This is a genomic window from Armatimonadota bacterium (assembly GCA_018268395.1).
In the GTDB taxonomy this organism is placed as follows: domain Bacteria; phylum Armatimonadota; class Fimbriimonadia; order Fimbriimonadales; family Fimbriimonadaceae; genus JAEURO01.
The window spans coordinates 78,365-94,071 of the sequence record JAFDWQ010000006.1 but is presented as its reverse complement, the minus strand read 5'-3'; the positions used below and the strand labels follow the sequence as shown (position 1 = coordinate 94,071).

The following is a 15,707-nucleotide window of genomic DNA, read 5'->3' as shown; positions in this document are numbered from 1 at the left end:
GTCGCCTGAAGGTTGGATGGAACAGGCCTGGGCCGCCCTTGAGGAAGACCTTGGGCCGGGAGATCTGAGCGCCGCCTGTTTGAACCCGGACGCGGTCGTCGATTGGGAGATCGAAGCACAAGCCGACGGCGTCCTGTGCGGCTGCGGGATCGCGGCGTACCTTCTTGCCGACGAAGAGAACGATCCTGACGACTGCTTCGTCGACATCAAGTTTGAGGATTCGGAGCCGGTCCATCCCGGCGATATCGTCCTGAAGGGCCGCTCCCTGTCCACGAAACTGCTTGCCCGGGAGAGGACCGCGCTCAACTTTCTGATGCTCTTGAGCGGGACGGCCACCTTGACCCGTAAGTTCGTCGAACGGTTAGAAGGCTCGGGCGTCGACGTAACGGACACGCGCAAGACGGTCCCCGGTCTGCGGTCGCTCCAGAAATACGCGGTTCGCTGCGGAGGGGGCAAGAACCACCGTTTGGGACTCTTCGACGGCGTCATGGTCAAGGACAACCACATTCAGGCTGCGGGCTCCATATCTGAGGCCGTCGCCCGGGCCCGGCATTCGACGGGCCATATGACCAAGATCGAAGTCGAATGCGAAACCGTCGAGCAGGTCGATGAAGCCGTCCGATGCGGGGCAGACGTCGTGATGCTCGACAACATGGACCCGTTCGCTATGGCCGAAGCCGCTAAGAAGTACGGGCGACAGGTCGTCCTTGAGGCCAGTGGCGGAGTGAGCCTCGAAACGGTGCGCGGAGTCGCGGCATCCGGGATTCATGTCGTCTCGGTCGGAGGCCTGACCCACTCGGCGCCGGCCCTCCCGTTCCACCTCGAAGTCCGGACATGACCTGGCTGGAGATCGACGAGACTCCGTCGACTCAAGACGAGGCCGTCAGGCTCCTCCTCGATCCCGCCGACGAGACGGACGTCGTCTTTGCCCGTCACCAGACGGGAGGCAAGGGAAGGTTCGGTCGCACCTGGTACAGCGTCCGGGGCGAGAGCCTCGCGATGAGTCTGATCCTTAGAGGCGCCGCCGACCACCCAAGACCCTGGCTGTTCGGCATGCACGCCGCCGTTGTCACGGCAAAGCTTGTCGGATGCCGGGTGCGGTGGCCGAACGATCTCACTTGGGAGGGTCGTAAGCTCGGCGGGATCCTGACCGAACTGCGTCCGGACGCCACTGGCCGGGTCGTCCCCGTAGTGGGGATCGGGATCAACGTAGGGCCTTCTTCGCTGCCGTCGGAGGTCCGTGAAACCGCAACGACCCTCGCCGACGCTGGTAGGGCCGTGGACCCACGCGGACTCGGACGTGACCTGGCGGCCATGATCCTTCAAGGATCTTGGCCCGAGACGTGGAGCGACCTGGCCGCCGGTTGGGGCGAAGTCGACGACACGCCGGGAAAGGCCTACACGACCGTTGCGGGAGAGCGGATGACCGCCGTCCGGGTCGGTGACGACGGGCGGCTAGAAGGATTGATCGATGGCCGACCGGCCGCGGTCATGGCCGCCGAGAGCCTTTTCGGTGCCGACGCGGGTCACACGGCTTCGCCCAAATAGGCTTCGATGACTTTCTTGTCGTTCCGGATGGCCTCAGGTGGCCCTTGTGCGATCTCTTCACCGTGGTCCAGGACGACGATCCGCTCACAAAGACCCATGACGAAGCGCATGTCGTGCTCGATCAGCAACACGGTCTTTCCGAAGTCGTCGCGGATCCGGCGGACGGTCGACTGCAAGTCTTCTTTCTCTTGCGGGTTCATTCCGGCCGCAGGCTCGTCGAGCAAGATCAGGTCCGGTTGGGTCGCCATCGCCCTTGCGATCTCGAGACGGCGCTGCTTGCCATAGGGGAGGTCGGCCGAGCGCGTATCGGCGACGTCGGCCAGATCCATGACGTCGAGCAGGGCCATCGCTTCCTGCCGGAGCCTCTCCGTTTCCCGGATAGCCGACGGCAGGTACATCAGGGCACTGGCCAGGGTCGTCCGATGGCGTAAGAACCCGCCTACGACGACGTTTTCGACGACCGACAAGGCAGGGAAGAGCCGGATGTTCTGGAAGGTCCTGCAAATCCCCATCCGGGCGATCTTGGCGGGCGGGAGCCCGCCGACTTGCTTTCCTTTGAACCGGATCTCTCCGCTCGTCGGCTTATAGACGCCCGTGATCAGGTTGAAACAGGTCGTCTTCCCCGCACCGTTCGGACCGATCAGGCCGAAGAGGTCGCCTTTCTGGAGGTCGAACGAGACTTTGTTGACAGCGACAAGCCCACCGAACCGGATCGTCGCATCGGTCAGGGTCAAGACCTTCTCGCTCAAGCCGCCGCTCCCTTCTTGCCGCGGAGCAGACGGGCCAGCGCGTTCCATCCGAACTCGTGGTGGGCGAAGATGCCTTGCGGACGCAGGAGCATCAAGATGATCAGGACCGCCGAGAAGATGACCATCCGGAGGCCGGACACTTCCATCCTGAGCGCGGCGAGGGCCGGGACGAGGTTGAACAGCGGGGTCAAGGCGAACTGGACGACAAAACCGCCCAACACGCACAGACCGTAGAATCCGAGCTTCTTGCCCAGTCCGACGTGGCAGTTCTGTTGAACGTACCGAAGTCCGGACACGACAAGCCCGATCGCGAAAATGGCGCCCATGATCGAACCGCCTCCGACCATCGACTGCAGATAGCGCAAATACTCAGGGATGCCGAACAGGGCGACCGCCGAGATGACCGAGCCCGTGATCGACCCCGTACCGCCGAGGACGACCATCGTCAAGATGATGAACGAGACGTCCATCTTGAACGTGTCGGGCGAAATGAACGTCTCGGAGTGGGCGAGCAAAGCGCCCGCGGCTCCCGCAAAGGCCGAACCGATGATGAACGACGTGACTTTGACCGTCGCTGTCTTGACCCCCATGGCCGAGCTCGCGACTTCGTCCTCACGGACGGCGATGAAGGGAAGTCCGTGCGACGTTTTGAGCAGGTTCCGGCAAACGGCGACGCACAAAACTGCCAGCAGCAACACGAGCGACAGCGCGTGGGGCGGAGACCCGAACGGCCGCACGTTCATGCCGTAGGAACCGCCGATCTCTTCGACGTTCTGGGTGATGATACGGATGATCTCGCCAAAGCCCAACGTGACGATCGCAAGATAGTCCCCACGGAGCCTTAGGCTCGGTAGACCGACGATCAACCCTGCGACGGCGGCGAAGAACGCCCCGAACACGGCCATGAGGGACATCCAGACGAACGGTGGCGCCTGACCATGAAAGGCGTGCTTCGAGAAGTAGCCGGTCGCGTAGGCGCCGACCATGTAGAACGCTCCGTGACCGATCGAAAACTGACCGGTGATCCCGTTGATCAGATTGAGGCTGACCGCCAGGGTCACGTACAGACCGGCCAGGACGACCAGTCGGTAGAAGTTCGGGATGGTGGCCTGGGCGAAGTTGTCGAATCCGATGCAGACCGCGAACGCGACGGCCACCGAAAGAAGGCGGACGGCCCAAAACTTCATACCTTCTCCACCTTCGAAGAGCCGAGTAGGCCGCCCGGTCGGAACAGAAGGACGGCGATCAGCACGACGAACGCGACCGCGTCCTTATAGCCGCTGAAGCCGAGCCAGACGACCAGCGTCTCCACGACCCCCATCAGAAGGCCGCCGAGTACAGCGCCGGGAATGTTGCCGATCCCGCCTAGGACCGCCGCGACGAACGCCTTGACGCCCGGAGTCACACCAAGGAACGGGGTCAGGTTCGTGCGGAGGATCGTCGCGTACATCATCGCTCCGGCCCCGGCAAGCGCCGACCCGATGAGGAACGTCGTCGTCACGACGTTGTTCACGTTCACGCCCATCAAGGACGCCGAATCGAAATCGTGGGAGACGGCCCGCATCGCGCGGCCGGCTTTCGTGTAGAGGACGATGTGACGCAAGATCAGCATCAGGGCCACCGTAGTCACGAGCATGATGAGCTGGCCGAACGGGATGTTGAGCATCACCGACTGTTGGACGACCTTGCCTTCGCTCCTCATCGCCTTGCGGTCGAGGTCGCGGAACGCGCTGCCGAGCTTGTCGGTCTCCGGGTTCGACTTCAGGCCCGCGTCCTTGTCCTTCTTCTCGGCCGCGTCATAGACCTTTTGCGCGTCTTCAGCAGCCTTGCGTGCGGTGGCCGCTTCCTGGACGACCTCGGCCGGTGCCGGCCGCAGCGTCATTTTGATCACGTCCTTGCGATAAGGGTTGACCTGCTCGCTGATGGACGGCGGTGGTGACTGGGGCAAGAACAGCCCGCCTGCGTACTGCAAGAAGAGGGAGACGCCGATCGCGGTGATCAGCGACGCCGTGCGCGGTTGGCTCCGCATCGGCCGGTAGGCGAGCCGCTCGATCAAGACGCCGACGAGGCCACAGGCGAGCATGCTCACGAGGAGCATCACCGCCAGCGTCATCCAGGTCGAGGGCTTTTCGATCCCGCCCCGCAACGCGTCCGGCGAAAAGCCGAGCGCCCACGACGTGAACAAGGCGGCGTAAGAACCGAGCATGAACACTTCGCCGTGGGCGAAGTTGATCAACCGGAGGACGCCGTAGACCATGGTGTAACCCAGGGCGATCAAAGCGTAGATCGCCCCGAGCAGGAGTCCGTTCACCAACTGTTGTGGCAGGATGGAAACGTCCAGTCCTGCCACAAGGTCTAAGCTCGCCGTCAGCAACTTACTTGATCTCGGACGGCGCGTACGACTTCTTCGGGACGAAGCCGCTCTTGGTGACTTCGACGACGAGCGCAGGCTTGGCCGGCGTGCCGTTCTGGCCCTTCAGCGTGATCGATCCGCTGACGCCCTTGAAGTCGGTCGTGTCTTCGATGGCCTCGGTGACGTCTTTCGACTTCTTGCCCTTGGCCCTCTTGACGGCGTCCATGACGAGCGCGGCGGCGTCATAGCCGAGGGCGCCCATCGTCGTACCCGGGACACCCTTGTACTTGGCGTTCCACTTGGTGAGGAAGTCCTTCACCTCTGGACGGTCTTCCTTCTCGTTGTAGTGGTTGCAGAAGAAGTTGCCGACGATCGCGTCGCCGCCCGAAGTCAGAAGTTCGCTCGAGTCCCAGCCGTCGCCGCCGAAGAGCGGCACTTTCAGGCCTTGCTGGCGCATCTGGCTGGCGATCGGGCCGACCTCGTTGAAGTAGCCGCTGAGGAACACCCCCTCAGGGTTCTTCTGCTTCAGGTTGTCGATCTGACCGGCGAACTGGCTCTGCTTTGACTCGTACTTCTCTTCGGCGACGATCTTGCCGCCGAGCTTCTCGAAGTTCTTCTGGAACGACTGGCTGAGGTACTGCGAGTACGGCTGCTTGTTGTCCGTCATCATCGCGACGTTCTTCAGGCCGAGCTCTTCGAAGGCGAACTTGGCCATGACCGCGCCCTGGAAGTCGTCGTTGTAGCAGACGCGGAAGACGTTGCTGCCGGAATCGGTGAGGTCGGTCTTGGTGGCGCCGATCGCGATGACCGGGACGCCCGCGTCGAACGCGACCGTGACCATCTGTTGCGTGATGCCGCTCGAGACTTCGCCGAGAATGGCGATGGCGCCGTCGCCGATCAGCTTCTGGGCCGCCGTCTTGCCGCCTTCAGGAGTGCTGTTGCTGTCCGCGATCTGCAGCCTGACGGTCATGCCGTTGATGCCGCCCGCTTTGTTGATCTCGTCGACCGCGAGCTGGGCGCCCTTGATGCTGTCCTCGCCCCAAGGCCGAAGGTCGCCGTTCTGGCTCGCGACCAGGCCGATCTTGATCTCGTTGCCCGTGATCTCGTTGCCGTCCTTGGGAGGAGCGGGCCGACTGGTCGGGCCAGAGCCGCCGCTGGTGCCCGTCGTGGCGCCGCCGCCCGTGCCCGTGCTGCCGCTGGTGCCGGTCGTGCCGCCACTGCCGCCTGTCGGGGTGCAACCGGAAATGAGGCCTGCCGCAAGGAATGCCGCCAGACCGAACGTCGTGCCGAAGAGTCTTGTCCTAGTCACCACTGTCGCTCCTTTGTCCCGAGGGTCGCCCGGGGCGCAAGTGCGCGGATTATACAGGACATTCACCGTGCTCTCGCCAGAACCGGGTCTGGTCGGGACTGCGCGAGCCACTCTTGCCCCTCGCGCGTTGTAAAGTAGGTGACCGTGCATCTTGCCGCCCTTCTCGCAGGCACCCTGGCCGCGACCTCCGCGCAACCCGTCGAAGTCCCCTTCCGCATCGGCGAGGACGCCATCATCGTCGACGTCACCGTCAACGGCACCAAAGCGTCCCTGATGTACGACACCGGGTTCTCCGGATCCGTCATCGTCGGCGACAACCTCGACGTCGGCAAGCCGACGGGCACGATGAAGCTCGTCGACTTCGTCGGATCGTTCGACGCCAAGACCGTCCCCCTCAAGACCCTCAAGATCGGCGAACGGGCCATGACGACCACCGACATGGAGATCGTCAAACAGCCCACCGACCACTACACGCTCTCCTACGGCACCCACTGCGACGGCATCCTCGGCTTCCAGCCCTTCGGAGCGACCGCCTTTCAGATCAACTTCGAAAAGCAGAAGTTCGTCTTTTTCGGCGAGGACTACGACCTCACTAAGGTCGCGCCGGACAACAAGACGACCTTCATGACCAAACTCCTGCCCATCGGCGTCAACTCGATGATGATGTCGGTCGAGATGGAGAACGGCAGCAAGCTGCACATGGCCCTTGACACGGGGAACGCCCACTATGCCGTGACCCACAAGGACTCGCTCGAAGAGGCCAAGGTCTGGCCGGAAGGGAAGAAGGCCGACTTCATGGGCCAGTCCATGGTCGCGTCCGGTGCGGTGGACACCTTCCACGTCCGGCTGAACAAGATCAAGATCTTCGGGGTGCCCGTCCCAGAGTGCGTCTTCGGCGTCATCGACCTGCCTTCCAGCAGCGCCGATCAGGACGGCACCGTCGGGTTCGAGTTCTTGAAGAACTTCAACATCACCGTCGACATGAAGCACCGCAGGGTGCTATTCGAGAACTTTTCGGGCAAGGTCGCCGACGAACAGGTGGCCGATACGGGCGTGCTCGCGTTCCCCGACCCCCGCACGAAGCGCCTTCGCGTCGCATGGGTCATCCCCGGCAGCCCCGCCGAGAAGGCCGGCATCAAACGCGGCGACGACGTCCTCTCGATCGACGGTTCCGATGCCGCCCTCATGACCTTCCGCCAGGCCGGGAACATGATGAAAGGCACGACCGGTTCCAAGGTCAAACTCGACCTCTCGCGCAACGGCCAGCTCATGCGGCTCGAAGTCGACCGTCAGGTGCTGGTCAACTCGACCGGCTGAGCCGGAAAGGACCGGTCGACGGTCGCCGGGCCTCGGCCAGCGGGCCCGACCGGGAGTCTGATCTTGGCGTTCCTGGTCCGGTCTTGGGGTGACACCGGGTCGGATACGGGACGGGCCGCCTCGGCACGCCGGCGCTTGGGCCGGACTTCCGTGAGGCAGCGCTCCCGTCGACGTCGGGCCGTAAAACCAATGCTTCACGTCATGAACCCTCGGATTCACGCCAAATATCCGATGCTTCACGCCATGAATCCTCGGATTCACGCCGTGAACACGAGGGTTTACGCCATGAACACGAGGGTTTGCGCCATGAACACGAAGGTTTACGCCATGAACACGAGGGTTTACACCATGAAAGTGACGGAGGGGACACGCGTTTTGTGCACATTTGCGGCGTAGACATGTCATCAAAGTGCAAATCGAACCGTCTTCATGACTGTCGGCATGCTACAGGTCGGACCGCTTGATCGTCAAGCGACGCCGTCTCGCCAGGAAAGATTTTTCCCCTTTCGTCGGACGAAGGCCTAAAGAACGAAAGGCGGCCTTCCAACATGAAAGAGTGTATGAGGTCGACACGACCGACGACAAGGAAGCAAGCCCATGGCCGATCCCACTAGCAAATACATCACAGAGATCGTCGCAGATCCGGAACTGAACGTCGCGCTGCAGAACTTTAACACGGTCTGCTCCGCCAATGCCATAGCGCTCGGGCTGAATCCGGCGAACCTCTTGGAGATTAGTGGCGCGGCGACGTCCTTTACGTCGTCCCTCAATACATGGGTCGGCTCGCGGAGCTCCGCCAATCAGGCCCTGGACAATAAGAACCTTCAGAAAAAGTCGAGCAAGGCCGTGATCAGCAAGTGGGCGAAGACGTTCCGGGCGAACCAGACCGTCCCCGACGGCCTCCTCGACCAGCTCATGCTGCCGCCGCACAAGACCCCGGGAAGCAAGACGCCTCCGACGACACCTCTGAACCTGGTGGCGAACGCCGACGGCCAGGGCCTCGTGAAGCTCGCTTGGAAGCGCAACGGCAACATCGAGACGACGCAGTTCGCGGTCGAGTACAGGCTCGTTTCCGGCGGCGCCTGGTCGATCCTCGACACGACCAAAAAGACGAAGTACACCCACCAGGCCACGCCGGGCGTCTATATCGCTTTCCGGGTGACGGCTAAACGGGACGGCCTGACGAGCCCGGCGAGCGTGCCGGTCGTGCTCTGGGAAGACGGCGTGGCCGAACCACAGCTCTCTGTCGCGGCGTGAGCCCGGCACCTTGGTGACGTCTTTGACCCGGTCTGCAACGTGACGGTCGCGCTCGGAAGGCTCGTCATGTCGTGTTGCCAGACCGGGCCACCCGTCCACACTAGAGCTCCAAGCGCGGTATTTTTGTAATCAAGAATCGGGGTTGACCGCCAGGGCAGTCATGGCAAGTGCTCGGCACCCCTAGCGAGGGGTCTGCCACCCGCCGGGCGAGTAGTCACCCGTGGTCTGGCCACCCGCCGCCGCAGAAATTGCCTTGTCAGCATGGTTAGGCGACCCGCCGGAAAGTCGCCAAGCCCAGTCAGACTATCCATGCAGTATCATGCGCTGTGTAAAGGACGTGTCTACCGACAAGAGCAGTAACTGATATCCGGATGCCATACCGACTGCAACGTGGTTGGCTTGCATCCAATCGAACACGTCGCCCCAGCAACGCGACACGCTTGGCCACTTTCCGGTTTCCGCGGCCGCTTCTAACACGAAGCTAGGTCTGGATAGGCCCGATTCGTGGTCGGCGGCAGTTATCCACACGCAGTCATAGCCCGTGAACCACGCGGGATGATTCCGCAATGCCTCATGCAGTTTGCTCGCTCGGACACTCAGCATCGAACCCGGACTGCGTACGTCTGGGTTTATGCCAAGGTTTGTTATGAGTGACTGCAGAATGATGTCGTCATCACGTATGCTATCAATTGAGTCGACGAACACCCTACAGTTCGAATCACAACACGACAACACCCTGTCAATTAGATCCTGCCAGTCTACGTCAAGCCAGGCGATGCTGCCTCTCGGAAGCTCCCATGTGTTTTTCATTCTGCAAAGCGGTTCCCGTTGTCTCTTGCGCCGTTTACCCAGCGATGAAAGTGGGTGCGGCGGGTGGCAAGACCAAAGGGTGACCTCCCGATGGGTGGCCGGGGTGAACGGGATGGTTCGTGCCCGTTTGCAGCCCGGTTCCGAAGGAACTGGCCTTCGTCGCCCGACCAGCGTGAAACATCCTCGCGACCACTGAGTGCGGTTCTACCCTGATCGTTCGGAGACGGAGCGCCCGTGTCCTTCGGACCTGCCTGTCGCGGCAAGAGTGGACATTGGCCCAAGTCGGAACGCGCGACAAGCAGGCCACCCGGATGCCGTCACCCTTGGTCTGGCCACCCGTCCGTCACCCTTAAGTCTTGCCACCCGTCGTGGATGGCCGCTGGGCCGCGAAAAGGAGGCTGCCGATCGGTCCACCGTGCTGAGACCGCAACTGCGTCTCCCCGACCCTCTTCCCGGAACCGTCGTAGCTCAAGAGCCTTCGGTCTCCGACGAGAACGTGCACAGCGTCGTCCTGAGCGACGGCCAAGGAGCCGTCAGGGACCTGCCACTTGGCTCCGGCGTGGTACAGGCGGAACGGCTGGTTAGCCTGACCCGCGAACCCCGCCTGACCGCCGTTGCAGACTACCGGATCCCTAATGCGGCTTCCGGCAGCCGTATCTCCGTACCAAAGGAACTTTAGCGACTTCGTCCGAGGGTTGAACTCAAGTGTGCACGGCTCGGAGTTGTTTTCGACGTCGACTGAGCGCCTTGAAGCAACGACCAGGAGAATTCGGCCGTCCTGCCCATTCAGGGCCCTCTCCGCGTGCGTCCAATGCCTTTCAAAGTTCAACTCCAACAACTCCTGAAGTGAGAACACCTTGGACGATTCGACCTCGCCCGAGGGCAGGGCCAGTTCGAGCGCGACGATGCCCCAGCCGTTTGGATTCAAGCGATAGAACAGCCAGACGCTCTTTGCAGAAGGCCCCATCGCCGCACCGATTGCGTCTTCCCCGCACTGATGTTTCTCCTCGATCACTGAGAGTGCCTCCCTCGAAAGCAGCAACCGGGACTTCGGCTCGCCGAAGGCGACGCTTCGAAGGTCGCCGCCGATCCGGCCGACCACGAGTCGCAGGTCGGACGAGGCAGCGACCCTTGGTTCCCCCGCAAGCGATGGCCGCTCTTTGTGCCATGCGGTCGTCTGGAGGATTGCGCCGTCTGCGGCCGCCCACTCGACGAAAAATGGACCGCCAGGATCGCTGGAGAGGAACACATATTCGGGCCTGGTGGCAGCCTTTGGCCGGTCACCAGGCGGAGCAAGTTTCGTGGTATCGGTGCCGGGGTCTGCGCAGCCGCAGACGGCAAGGACGAAGAGGAACGCGCATATCCTGATCATTCACTTCCAATGGCTCTGAATATCTTCGCCCCCCGACCGCGCCACCTGGACCAGGGTTTGGCCCGAGGATCAGGAGGATGGTCGCCATACGAAGCCTCGAACGTGTGGGTTCGTTTCCCAGTGACGATCCCCGTGTGTCCAGCACGATCTTCGCCGGGCGGCGGGTGGCCAGACCAATGCTGACCTCCTCCGGGGTGGCCGGGGTGAACGGGATGGCTCGTGCCCGTTGCACCCCGGTTCCGAAGGAACTTGTCTTGGCTGTTCTGACGACCCCTGGAACGGGGCTCCGGAACGCCGCACGGGTCCGAGCGACGGTCCAGGCGCCTCCAAGGAGGCGTAGCGGGTTCCGACCGACGGTGCGGCGGCCCTCGTCGCCAGAGTCCGCTGCAGCCGCTTCACCTTCTCATTCTAGAACAAGGTCGAGCGAGCACAGCGTTTTCCTTCGGAACCAGGCCAAGGGCGCACGAACCAGCGCACGTGTCCTGGCCACCCAAACAGGCGCGACTCGCGGCCGTAGTTCTTCGAGAGGCGGGCGGGCCGCCCGCCTCGCCCTTCGCCAGCGCGGCGAAAGGCGAGGGAAGCGCCCTGGGCCTACTTCTTCAAGCCGAGGTGCTTGAGGAACGCGTCCATCTTCGGCTCGCGGCCGAGATAGTCCTTGAGGAGGTCGGTCTCGTCCTTCGTGCCGCCCTTGGAGAGCACCTTGTCCCGATAGTACGCGCCCGTCTTGGGGTCGAGCACGCCGAGCTGCTCGAAGCGCTGGAACATGTCCTGTGCATAGACGAGCGACCAAAGGTAGCCATAGTAGGCGCCTTCGTAGCCGACCAGGTGGCCGAACGACGCCTGGAAGTACGTGCCGGGGACGTGCTTGTAGAGCGTGTCCTTGTCGTAGACGTCCCAGGCGGCCTTGGTCGTGTCGATCTTGCCGTCTTTGGCCAAGTGGAACGTCTGGTCCATTTCGCCGAGATAGATCTGGCTCTCGGTCTCGATCCCGCTGCCCAGGGCGTGGGCGGCGTTCATGCTTTGGAGCAACGTGTTCGGGATCGGCGCGCCCGTCTTATAGTGCTTGGCGAACGTCTTGAGGACCGTCGGGTTCCACACCCAGTTCTCCATCATCTGGCTCGGAGCTTCGACGAAGTCGCGGCTGACGCCCGTTCCCGCGAACCGTGCGAAGCGGGTGTCGCTGAACAACGTGTGCAGCCCGTGGCCGAACTCGTGGAAGAACGTCTCGACTTCGTCATGGGGCAAGAGCGAGGGTTTGTCCTTGGTGCCCTTGGTGAAGTTGCACACAAGCGCGCAAAGCGGGACGGACTGCTTGCCGTCGAGAAAGTCGTGGCGGACGTTCAGGGTCCAGCACGCCGCGTGCGAGTACTTGTTGTCGCGCGGATAGAGGTCGGTGTACATCCGGCCGATCAGAACGCCGCTCGATTTGTCTTTGAACTCGTAGAGCTTGACGTCCGGATGCCAGACGGGCATCCCGAGTTCCTTGGCCTTGGACGTGACGTCGACCATCTCGACGCCGTACAGCCGCTGGGTGATGTCGAACAGGCCCTTGACGACGGACTCCATGGGGAAGTACTCGGCGACCTTTTGGCTGTCGACCTGGTACTTCGTGCGCATCAGGTCGTTCTTGACGAAACTGTAGTCCCAGGGCATGAGCTGCGCCTTGGGGTTCTTCGTCATGCGGCGCTTGGCGTTCGAGAACTCGGCGAAGTCGGCGAGGGCCTTCTTGCGGACGATCGGCTTCAGATCGGCATAGAACTTCTGGATGTTGGCCGCGTTCTTCGCCATACGCGTCTCGACCACGTAGTCGACGAAGGTCTTGTAGCCGAGCATCGAACTCGACTCCCACCGCAACGGAAGCATCTTCTGGAGCAGGTCGACGTTCTTCTGGCCGCCCCTGCGCCGATAGAGCCACTGCATCTTCTGGCGGGTCGTCTCGACCTCGCAGTAGTCCATGACCGCGCCGTACGTCGGGCCGTCGAAACCGAGGAGGTAGGTCTCCCCGACCTTGGTCTGTCGCTCGAGGACCTCCTTCGGCACGCCCTTCAACTCCGAGGCCGTGAGCGGGTGTTTAGTCTGGTCTTCGGCGATGTTGGTCTCGAAGTCGACGCCGAGCTTCTGGAGCTCCTTTTCGATCGCGGCGAGCCGGTCGCGCTTCTCCTTCGGAAGCGCCATGCCAGAGCGCCGATAGTCGCGCATGGAGAAGTCGACGAGCCGCGCGGCTTCTCCGGAAAGTTGTGGACGGCGGGTGTCGGCGACGCTTTTGAGGACGTTGTAGAGGTCTTCGCGCTGACCGAGGTCGATCGACCAGTTGACGACGAACTCTTCGGCGGCGCGGGCGTCGTCACGGGTCTTCGCGTCGGTCGAGACGTTCTGCATGAAGAGGAACAGCGACGTCTCGCCGTCCAGCCGTGCCGAAGCGTCGTCGAGGGCTACGAAAGTGTTCTCAAAGGTCCGTTCGCCGGCGGGCAGGGCTACGATCTTGGCGACGACGGCGTCCGCCCGTGCCACGGCGTCTTTGATGGTCTGGGGGATCTCTTGGGCTTGGGAGGCGAGGGACAGGACAAGGGCCGCCGCGGCCAAGGGGGTTCTGAGCAGCATCTCTCTTATATTGGACGAGCGGGGGCCCGTGGTTCCCGGGACGGTCGGCGCACCCTTGGTCAGATCCGACGAAGAACAGAAGAGTAGGCCGCCTTGGAGTGTTGTCCGAGGCGGCCAAAACCCGTCAGTCCCGTGGCGGAGGGCCACCAGGCTTGTCAGGCCTTTGCGGCGTCTCCTGCGGGTCCGGATCGTCGGGCGTGTGCGTGCCCTGACCCGGGTGAGGAGGATCCTCGACGGGGTCCATCGGTCCAGGCGTGGGCGGATCGTGCAGAGGTTCGCTCGGTGGCTGGGGACGGGGCGGATCGTGGGGCCCAGGTCGGTCCATGTCCGTCACTTACCGCCTTTCGAAGGCGACGACTTCTTCTCGGTGTCCCGTTTCGGCGTCGACGCGTGCATCGGCTTCTTGTCCTTGTCCGTGGTCGGCTTGTTCGCGGGCATTTTCTTGTCTTTGTCCATTGTCGTTCTCTTCAGGCCGTCCGACGGCCTTGACCCGAGAGGCGACGCGGGGCGGAGGAAGGTCGTCGGCAAACGCCCGTCCGGAGTAAGAAAACGGATAGACCGCGTCAGCGTGCGACGACGGGGACGCCGCCCCTCGCGCCGACGGCGAAGACATGGTCGTCCTTGTTGATGCGCTTGGCGACGTAGGTCGAAGCTTCTCCGACCTCGAACGCGCCTTCCCAGACCGGACTCGTCGTCGCGCGCCAGAACACGGTGTAGGACGTCCCTGGTGTTGTCGTCCACCTAAGGGTCGTATCGGCAGACTGGTCAAGGACGACGCGGACTCCCGTCGGCGGCTCGCCCGCATCCGCGAGCGAGGCCAAAGCGGCGAGGTTCACCCGCGTCACGTTCGCCAGGTATCGGAAGTCCATGTGCTCGGGTAGGTCGTCGATCGTGTGCTGGTACGCGTATTCCTCGAAGACCTCGGTGAAACGCACCGCGGCGTAGTCCTGTGCGGTAAAGGACGTGTGGTCGCCTCCGCGGCCGAAGCGGTCCCGACGGAACACCAGCTTGACCCCGAAGCCTTTGACGCTCTGTCGCGTCTGCCACTCGATGAACCGGGCCAACTCGCGCCCCTGGTGCTTGTCCGATTCCTCGCTGAAGAGCCGGATGTGCTGATCGTCCTTTTGACCGAGTTTGTTCTGGCTGGAGCCGACGATGTCGCTGCTCAGGACGGCTTCGACGTCCCAGTTTTCGGCTTTAGCCCTGGCGGCAAGGGCCTTTGATCCGAGGAGGCCCTGCTCTTCGCCGGTGAACGCCACGAACTTGATGGTCGCGTTCCATTGCTTCGAGGCCATCAGTCGGGCCGCTTCCAAGGTCATAGAAACCCCGCTCAGGTCGTCGTTCGCGCCGGGAGCGCGAGCCGTGTAGGGGTCGGCACCCTGGGCCATATTGATCGAGTCCAGGTGCCCTCCGATCACGATCGTGCGGCCGGTCTTGCCGGGAAGCGTCGCGACGACTTGGACGACGTCGAGGTCCTTGGGGACCCTCGACCCTTTCGTGATGTGATAGGACATCAGTTCGACGTTCCCTTTGAAAGCAGGGACCTCTTCGAATTTCGACATCACCCACTTGCACGCTTCCACGCATTCGGGCGTGTTCGTGTTCCTCGTGTTCATCGAGGAGAGATGGCTGACGGTCGCACGCAGCCGCTCAGGGTCGACCGCGTCCAGGTCGAACGGGCCGTCGGAAAGGAGGACCGAGCTCAAAACAGCCAGCATCATGACGTGATCATGGCCCAAAGAGCGAGGGCCCGTGAACATTCTTCCGGCGGTCGCGTCACTCCGGCACGGGAGAAGCCCCTGTTTTGGAGAGAAGAGAATGAAGAAGATCCTATTGATGTCGCTGGTCGGAGCTTTGGCACTTTCAGCCCTGTCGGCTTCCGCGCAGAACCGAAAAGGGCGGGTCGTTCAAGGCGACCGTCCCGTCACGACCCAGGGCCAGAAGCGGCACAAGACGCCGCCCGCCAAAGACGCCGACCATGCAGCGATGCAAGTCGTCATGAAGGACCTCGCGGCCGCTCAGAAGGCCATGCGCAACGCCTTACCGATCTACAACGGACACCGCCACCGGGCGATAGAGATCGACAACCTGGCGTCGCGCGTCCTTCGGGCCGCTTACGTCTGGTCACCGAACGCGCCGACGAGGCCGATGGACGTTCAGGCCGAAGTCGCGAAGATCGGCAAAGGGAACGAGCAGCCAGCTTCGAAGTACCCCCACGACCAGGTCGTCCGGAGCCACGAACGGATGAAGCAGGCGCTCGCCGCTCTTCAGAGGGCCAAGGTCGGTCTCACTCACGTCCAAGGGGCCTATGGCGGATCCATCAATGAAGCCCGCCAACTCGTCGACCTCGCGATGCTCGAAGTCGACTTCGCCCTCAAGGGCCGCCCCTGA

At 62.8% G+C, this 15,707-nt stretch carries 12 protein-coding genes; 5 read left to right on the top strand and 7 right to left on the bottom strand.

Translation table 11 applies throughout. From position 1 onward, the window contains the following. Nucleotides 1-16: 16 nt before the first annotated feature. Together nadC and JST30_12015 are read left to right on the top strand one after the other, a co-directional pair. Entirely contained in the window at nucleotides 17-838 is an 822-nt protein-coding gene (gene nadC, locus JST30_12020; GenBank protein MBS1715051.1) for a carboxylating nicotinate-nucleotide diphosphorylase, read from the top strand. Further along, complete coding sequence (locus tag JST30_12015; GenBank protein ID MBS1715050.1) at nucleotides 835-1,548, top strand: biotin--[acetyl-CoA-carboxylase] ligase; 714 nt, start codon at nucleotides 835-837, stop codon at nucleotides 1,546-1,548. The genes nadC and JST30_12015 overlap by 4 nt, the downstream gene beginning before the upstream one ends. Here JST30_12015 and JST30_12010 read toward each other — a convergent pair. From JST30_12010 to JST30_11995, 4 genes are all read right to left on the bottom strand, one after another. Continuing rightward, nucleotides 1,527-2,345: an ABC transporter ATP-binding protein gene (locus JST30_12010; GenBank protein MBS1715049.1), complete on the bottom strand. Its 819-nt coding sequence runs from the start codon at nucleotides 2,343-2,345 to the stop codon at nucleotides 1,527-1,529. The two genes, JST30_12015 and JST30_12010, sit on opposite strands and share 22 nt — an antisense overlap. Further along, on the bottom strand, nucleotides 2,294-3,484 hold the full coding sequence (locus tag JST30_12005; protein MBS1715048.1) for a branched-chain amino acid ABC transporter permease: 1,191 nt from the start codon (nucleotides 3,482-3,484) through the stop codon (nucleotides 2,294-2,296). The genes JST30_12010 and JST30_12005 overlap by 52 nt, the downstream gene beginning before the upstream one ends. Further along, complete coding sequence (locus JST30_12000; GenBank protein MBS1715047.1) at nucleotides 3,481-4,608, bottom strand: branched-chain amino acid ABC transporter permease; 1,128 nt, start codon at nucleotides 4,606-4,608, stop codon at nucleotides 3,481-3,483. Before JST30_12000 ends, JST30_12005 begins: the two co-directional genes overlap by 4 nt. A 64-nt stretch (nucleotides 4,609-4,672) precedes the next feature. After that, nucleotides 4,673-5,959, bottom strand: coding sequence for an ABC transporter substrate-binding protein (locus JST30_11995; GenBank protein ID MBS1715046.1), 1,287 nt, complete (start codon nucleotides 5,957-5,959; stop codon nucleotides 4,673-4,675). A gap of 144 nt (nucleotides 5,960-6,103) precedes the next feature. On the opposite strand from JST30_11995, the gene JST30_11990 reads away from it, so the two are divergent. Together JST30_11990 and JST30_11985 are read left to right on the top strand one after the other, a co-directional pair. Further along, nucleotides 6,104-7,276 (top strand): aspartyl protease family protein, encoded by a 1,173-nt coding sequence (locus tag JST30_11990; GenBank protein ID MBS1715045.1) that lies wholly within the window; start codon nucleotides 6,104-6,106, stop codon nucleotides 7,274-7,276. Between the two features lie 597 nt (nucleotides 7,277-7,873). Further along, nucleotides 7,874-8,533, top strand: coding sequence for a fibronectin type III domain-containing protein (locus JST30_11985; GenBank protein ID MBS1715044.1), 660 nt, complete (start codon nucleotides 7,874-7,876; stop codon nucleotides 8,531-8,533). A 1,159-nt stretch (nucleotides 8,534-9,692) separates the two neighbouring features. On the opposite strand, the gene JST30_11980 is transcribed toward JST30_11985, so the two are convergent. The 3 genes from JST30_11980 to JST30_11970 all read right to left on the bottom strand — a co-directional run bounded on the left by JST30_11980 (nucleotide 9,693) and on the right by JST30_11970 (nucleotide 15,037). Continuing rightward, nucleotides 9,693-10,715, bottom strand: a complete 1,023-nt coding sequence (locus JST30_11980) for a hypothetical protein (protein ID MBS1715043.1) — start codon at nucleotides 10,713-10,715, stop codon at nucleotides 9,693-9,695. 591 nt (nucleotides 10,716-11,306) lie between these two features. Beyond that, the gene (locus tag JST30_11975) at nucleotides 11,307-13,316 is read right to left on the bottom strand and encodes a Zn-dependent oligopeptidase (protein MBS1715042.1); all 2,010 of its coding nucleotides are present in this window, start codon (nucleotides 13,314-13,316) and stop codon (nucleotides 11,307-11,309) included. 563 nt (nucleotides 13,317-13,879) lie between these two features. Then, the gene (locus JST30_11970) at nucleotides 13,880-15,037 is read right to left on the bottom strand and encodes a M20/M25/M40 family metallo-hydrolase (GenBank protein ID MBS1715041.1); all 1,158 of its coding nucleotides are present in this window, start codon (nucleotides 15,035-15,037) and stop codon (nucleotides 13,880-13,882) included. A gap of 97 nt (nucleotides 15,038-15,134) precedes the next feature. Here JST30_11970 and JST30_11965 point away from each other — a divergent pair, with 97 nt between their 5' ends. Next, nucleotides 15,135-15,707, top strand: a complete 573-nt coding sequence (locus JST30_11965) for a hypothetical protein (GenBank protein MBS1715040.1) — start codon at nucleotides 15,135-15,137, stop codon at nucleotides 15,705-15,707.

Bases quoted from the DNA above. Each gene is read 5' to 3' on its own strand.
- nadC (MBS1715051.1), top strand. From the start codon at position 17: ATGGAACAGGCCTGGGCCGCCCTTGAGGAAGACCTTGGGCCGGGAGAT.
- JST30_12015 (MBS1715050.1), top strand. From the start codon at position 835: ATGACCTGGCTGGAGATCGACGAGACTCCGTCGACTCAAGACGAGGCC.
- JST30_12010 (MBS1715049.1), bottom strand. From the start codon at position 2,345: ATGGAACGCGCTGGCCCGTCTGCTCCGCGGCAAGAAGGGAGCGGCGGC.
- JST30_12005 (MBS1715048.1), bottom strand. From the start codon at position 3,484: ATGAAGTTTTGGGCCGTCCGCCTTCTTTCGGTGGCCGTCGCGTTCGCG.
- JST30_11985 (MBS1715044.1), top strand. From the start codon at position 7,874: ATGGCCGATCCCACTAGCAAATACATCACAGAGATCGTCGCAGATCCG.
- JST30_11980 (MBS1715043.1), bottom strand. From the start codon at position 10,715: ATGATCAGGATATGCGCGTTCCTCTTCGTCCTTGCCGTCTGCGGCTGC.
- JST30_11975 (MBS1715042.1), bottom strand. From the start codon at position 13,316: ATGCTGCTCAGAACCCCCTTGGCCGCGGCGGCCCTTGTCCTGTCCCTC.
- JST30_11970 (MBS1715041.1), bottom strand. From the start codon at position 15,037: ATGATGCTGGCTGTTTTGAGCTCGGTCCTCCTTTCCGACGGCCCGTTC.
- JST30_11965 (MBS1715040.1), top strand. From the start codon at position 15,135: ATGAAGAAGATCCTATTGATGTCGCTGGTCGGAGCTTTGGCACTTTCA.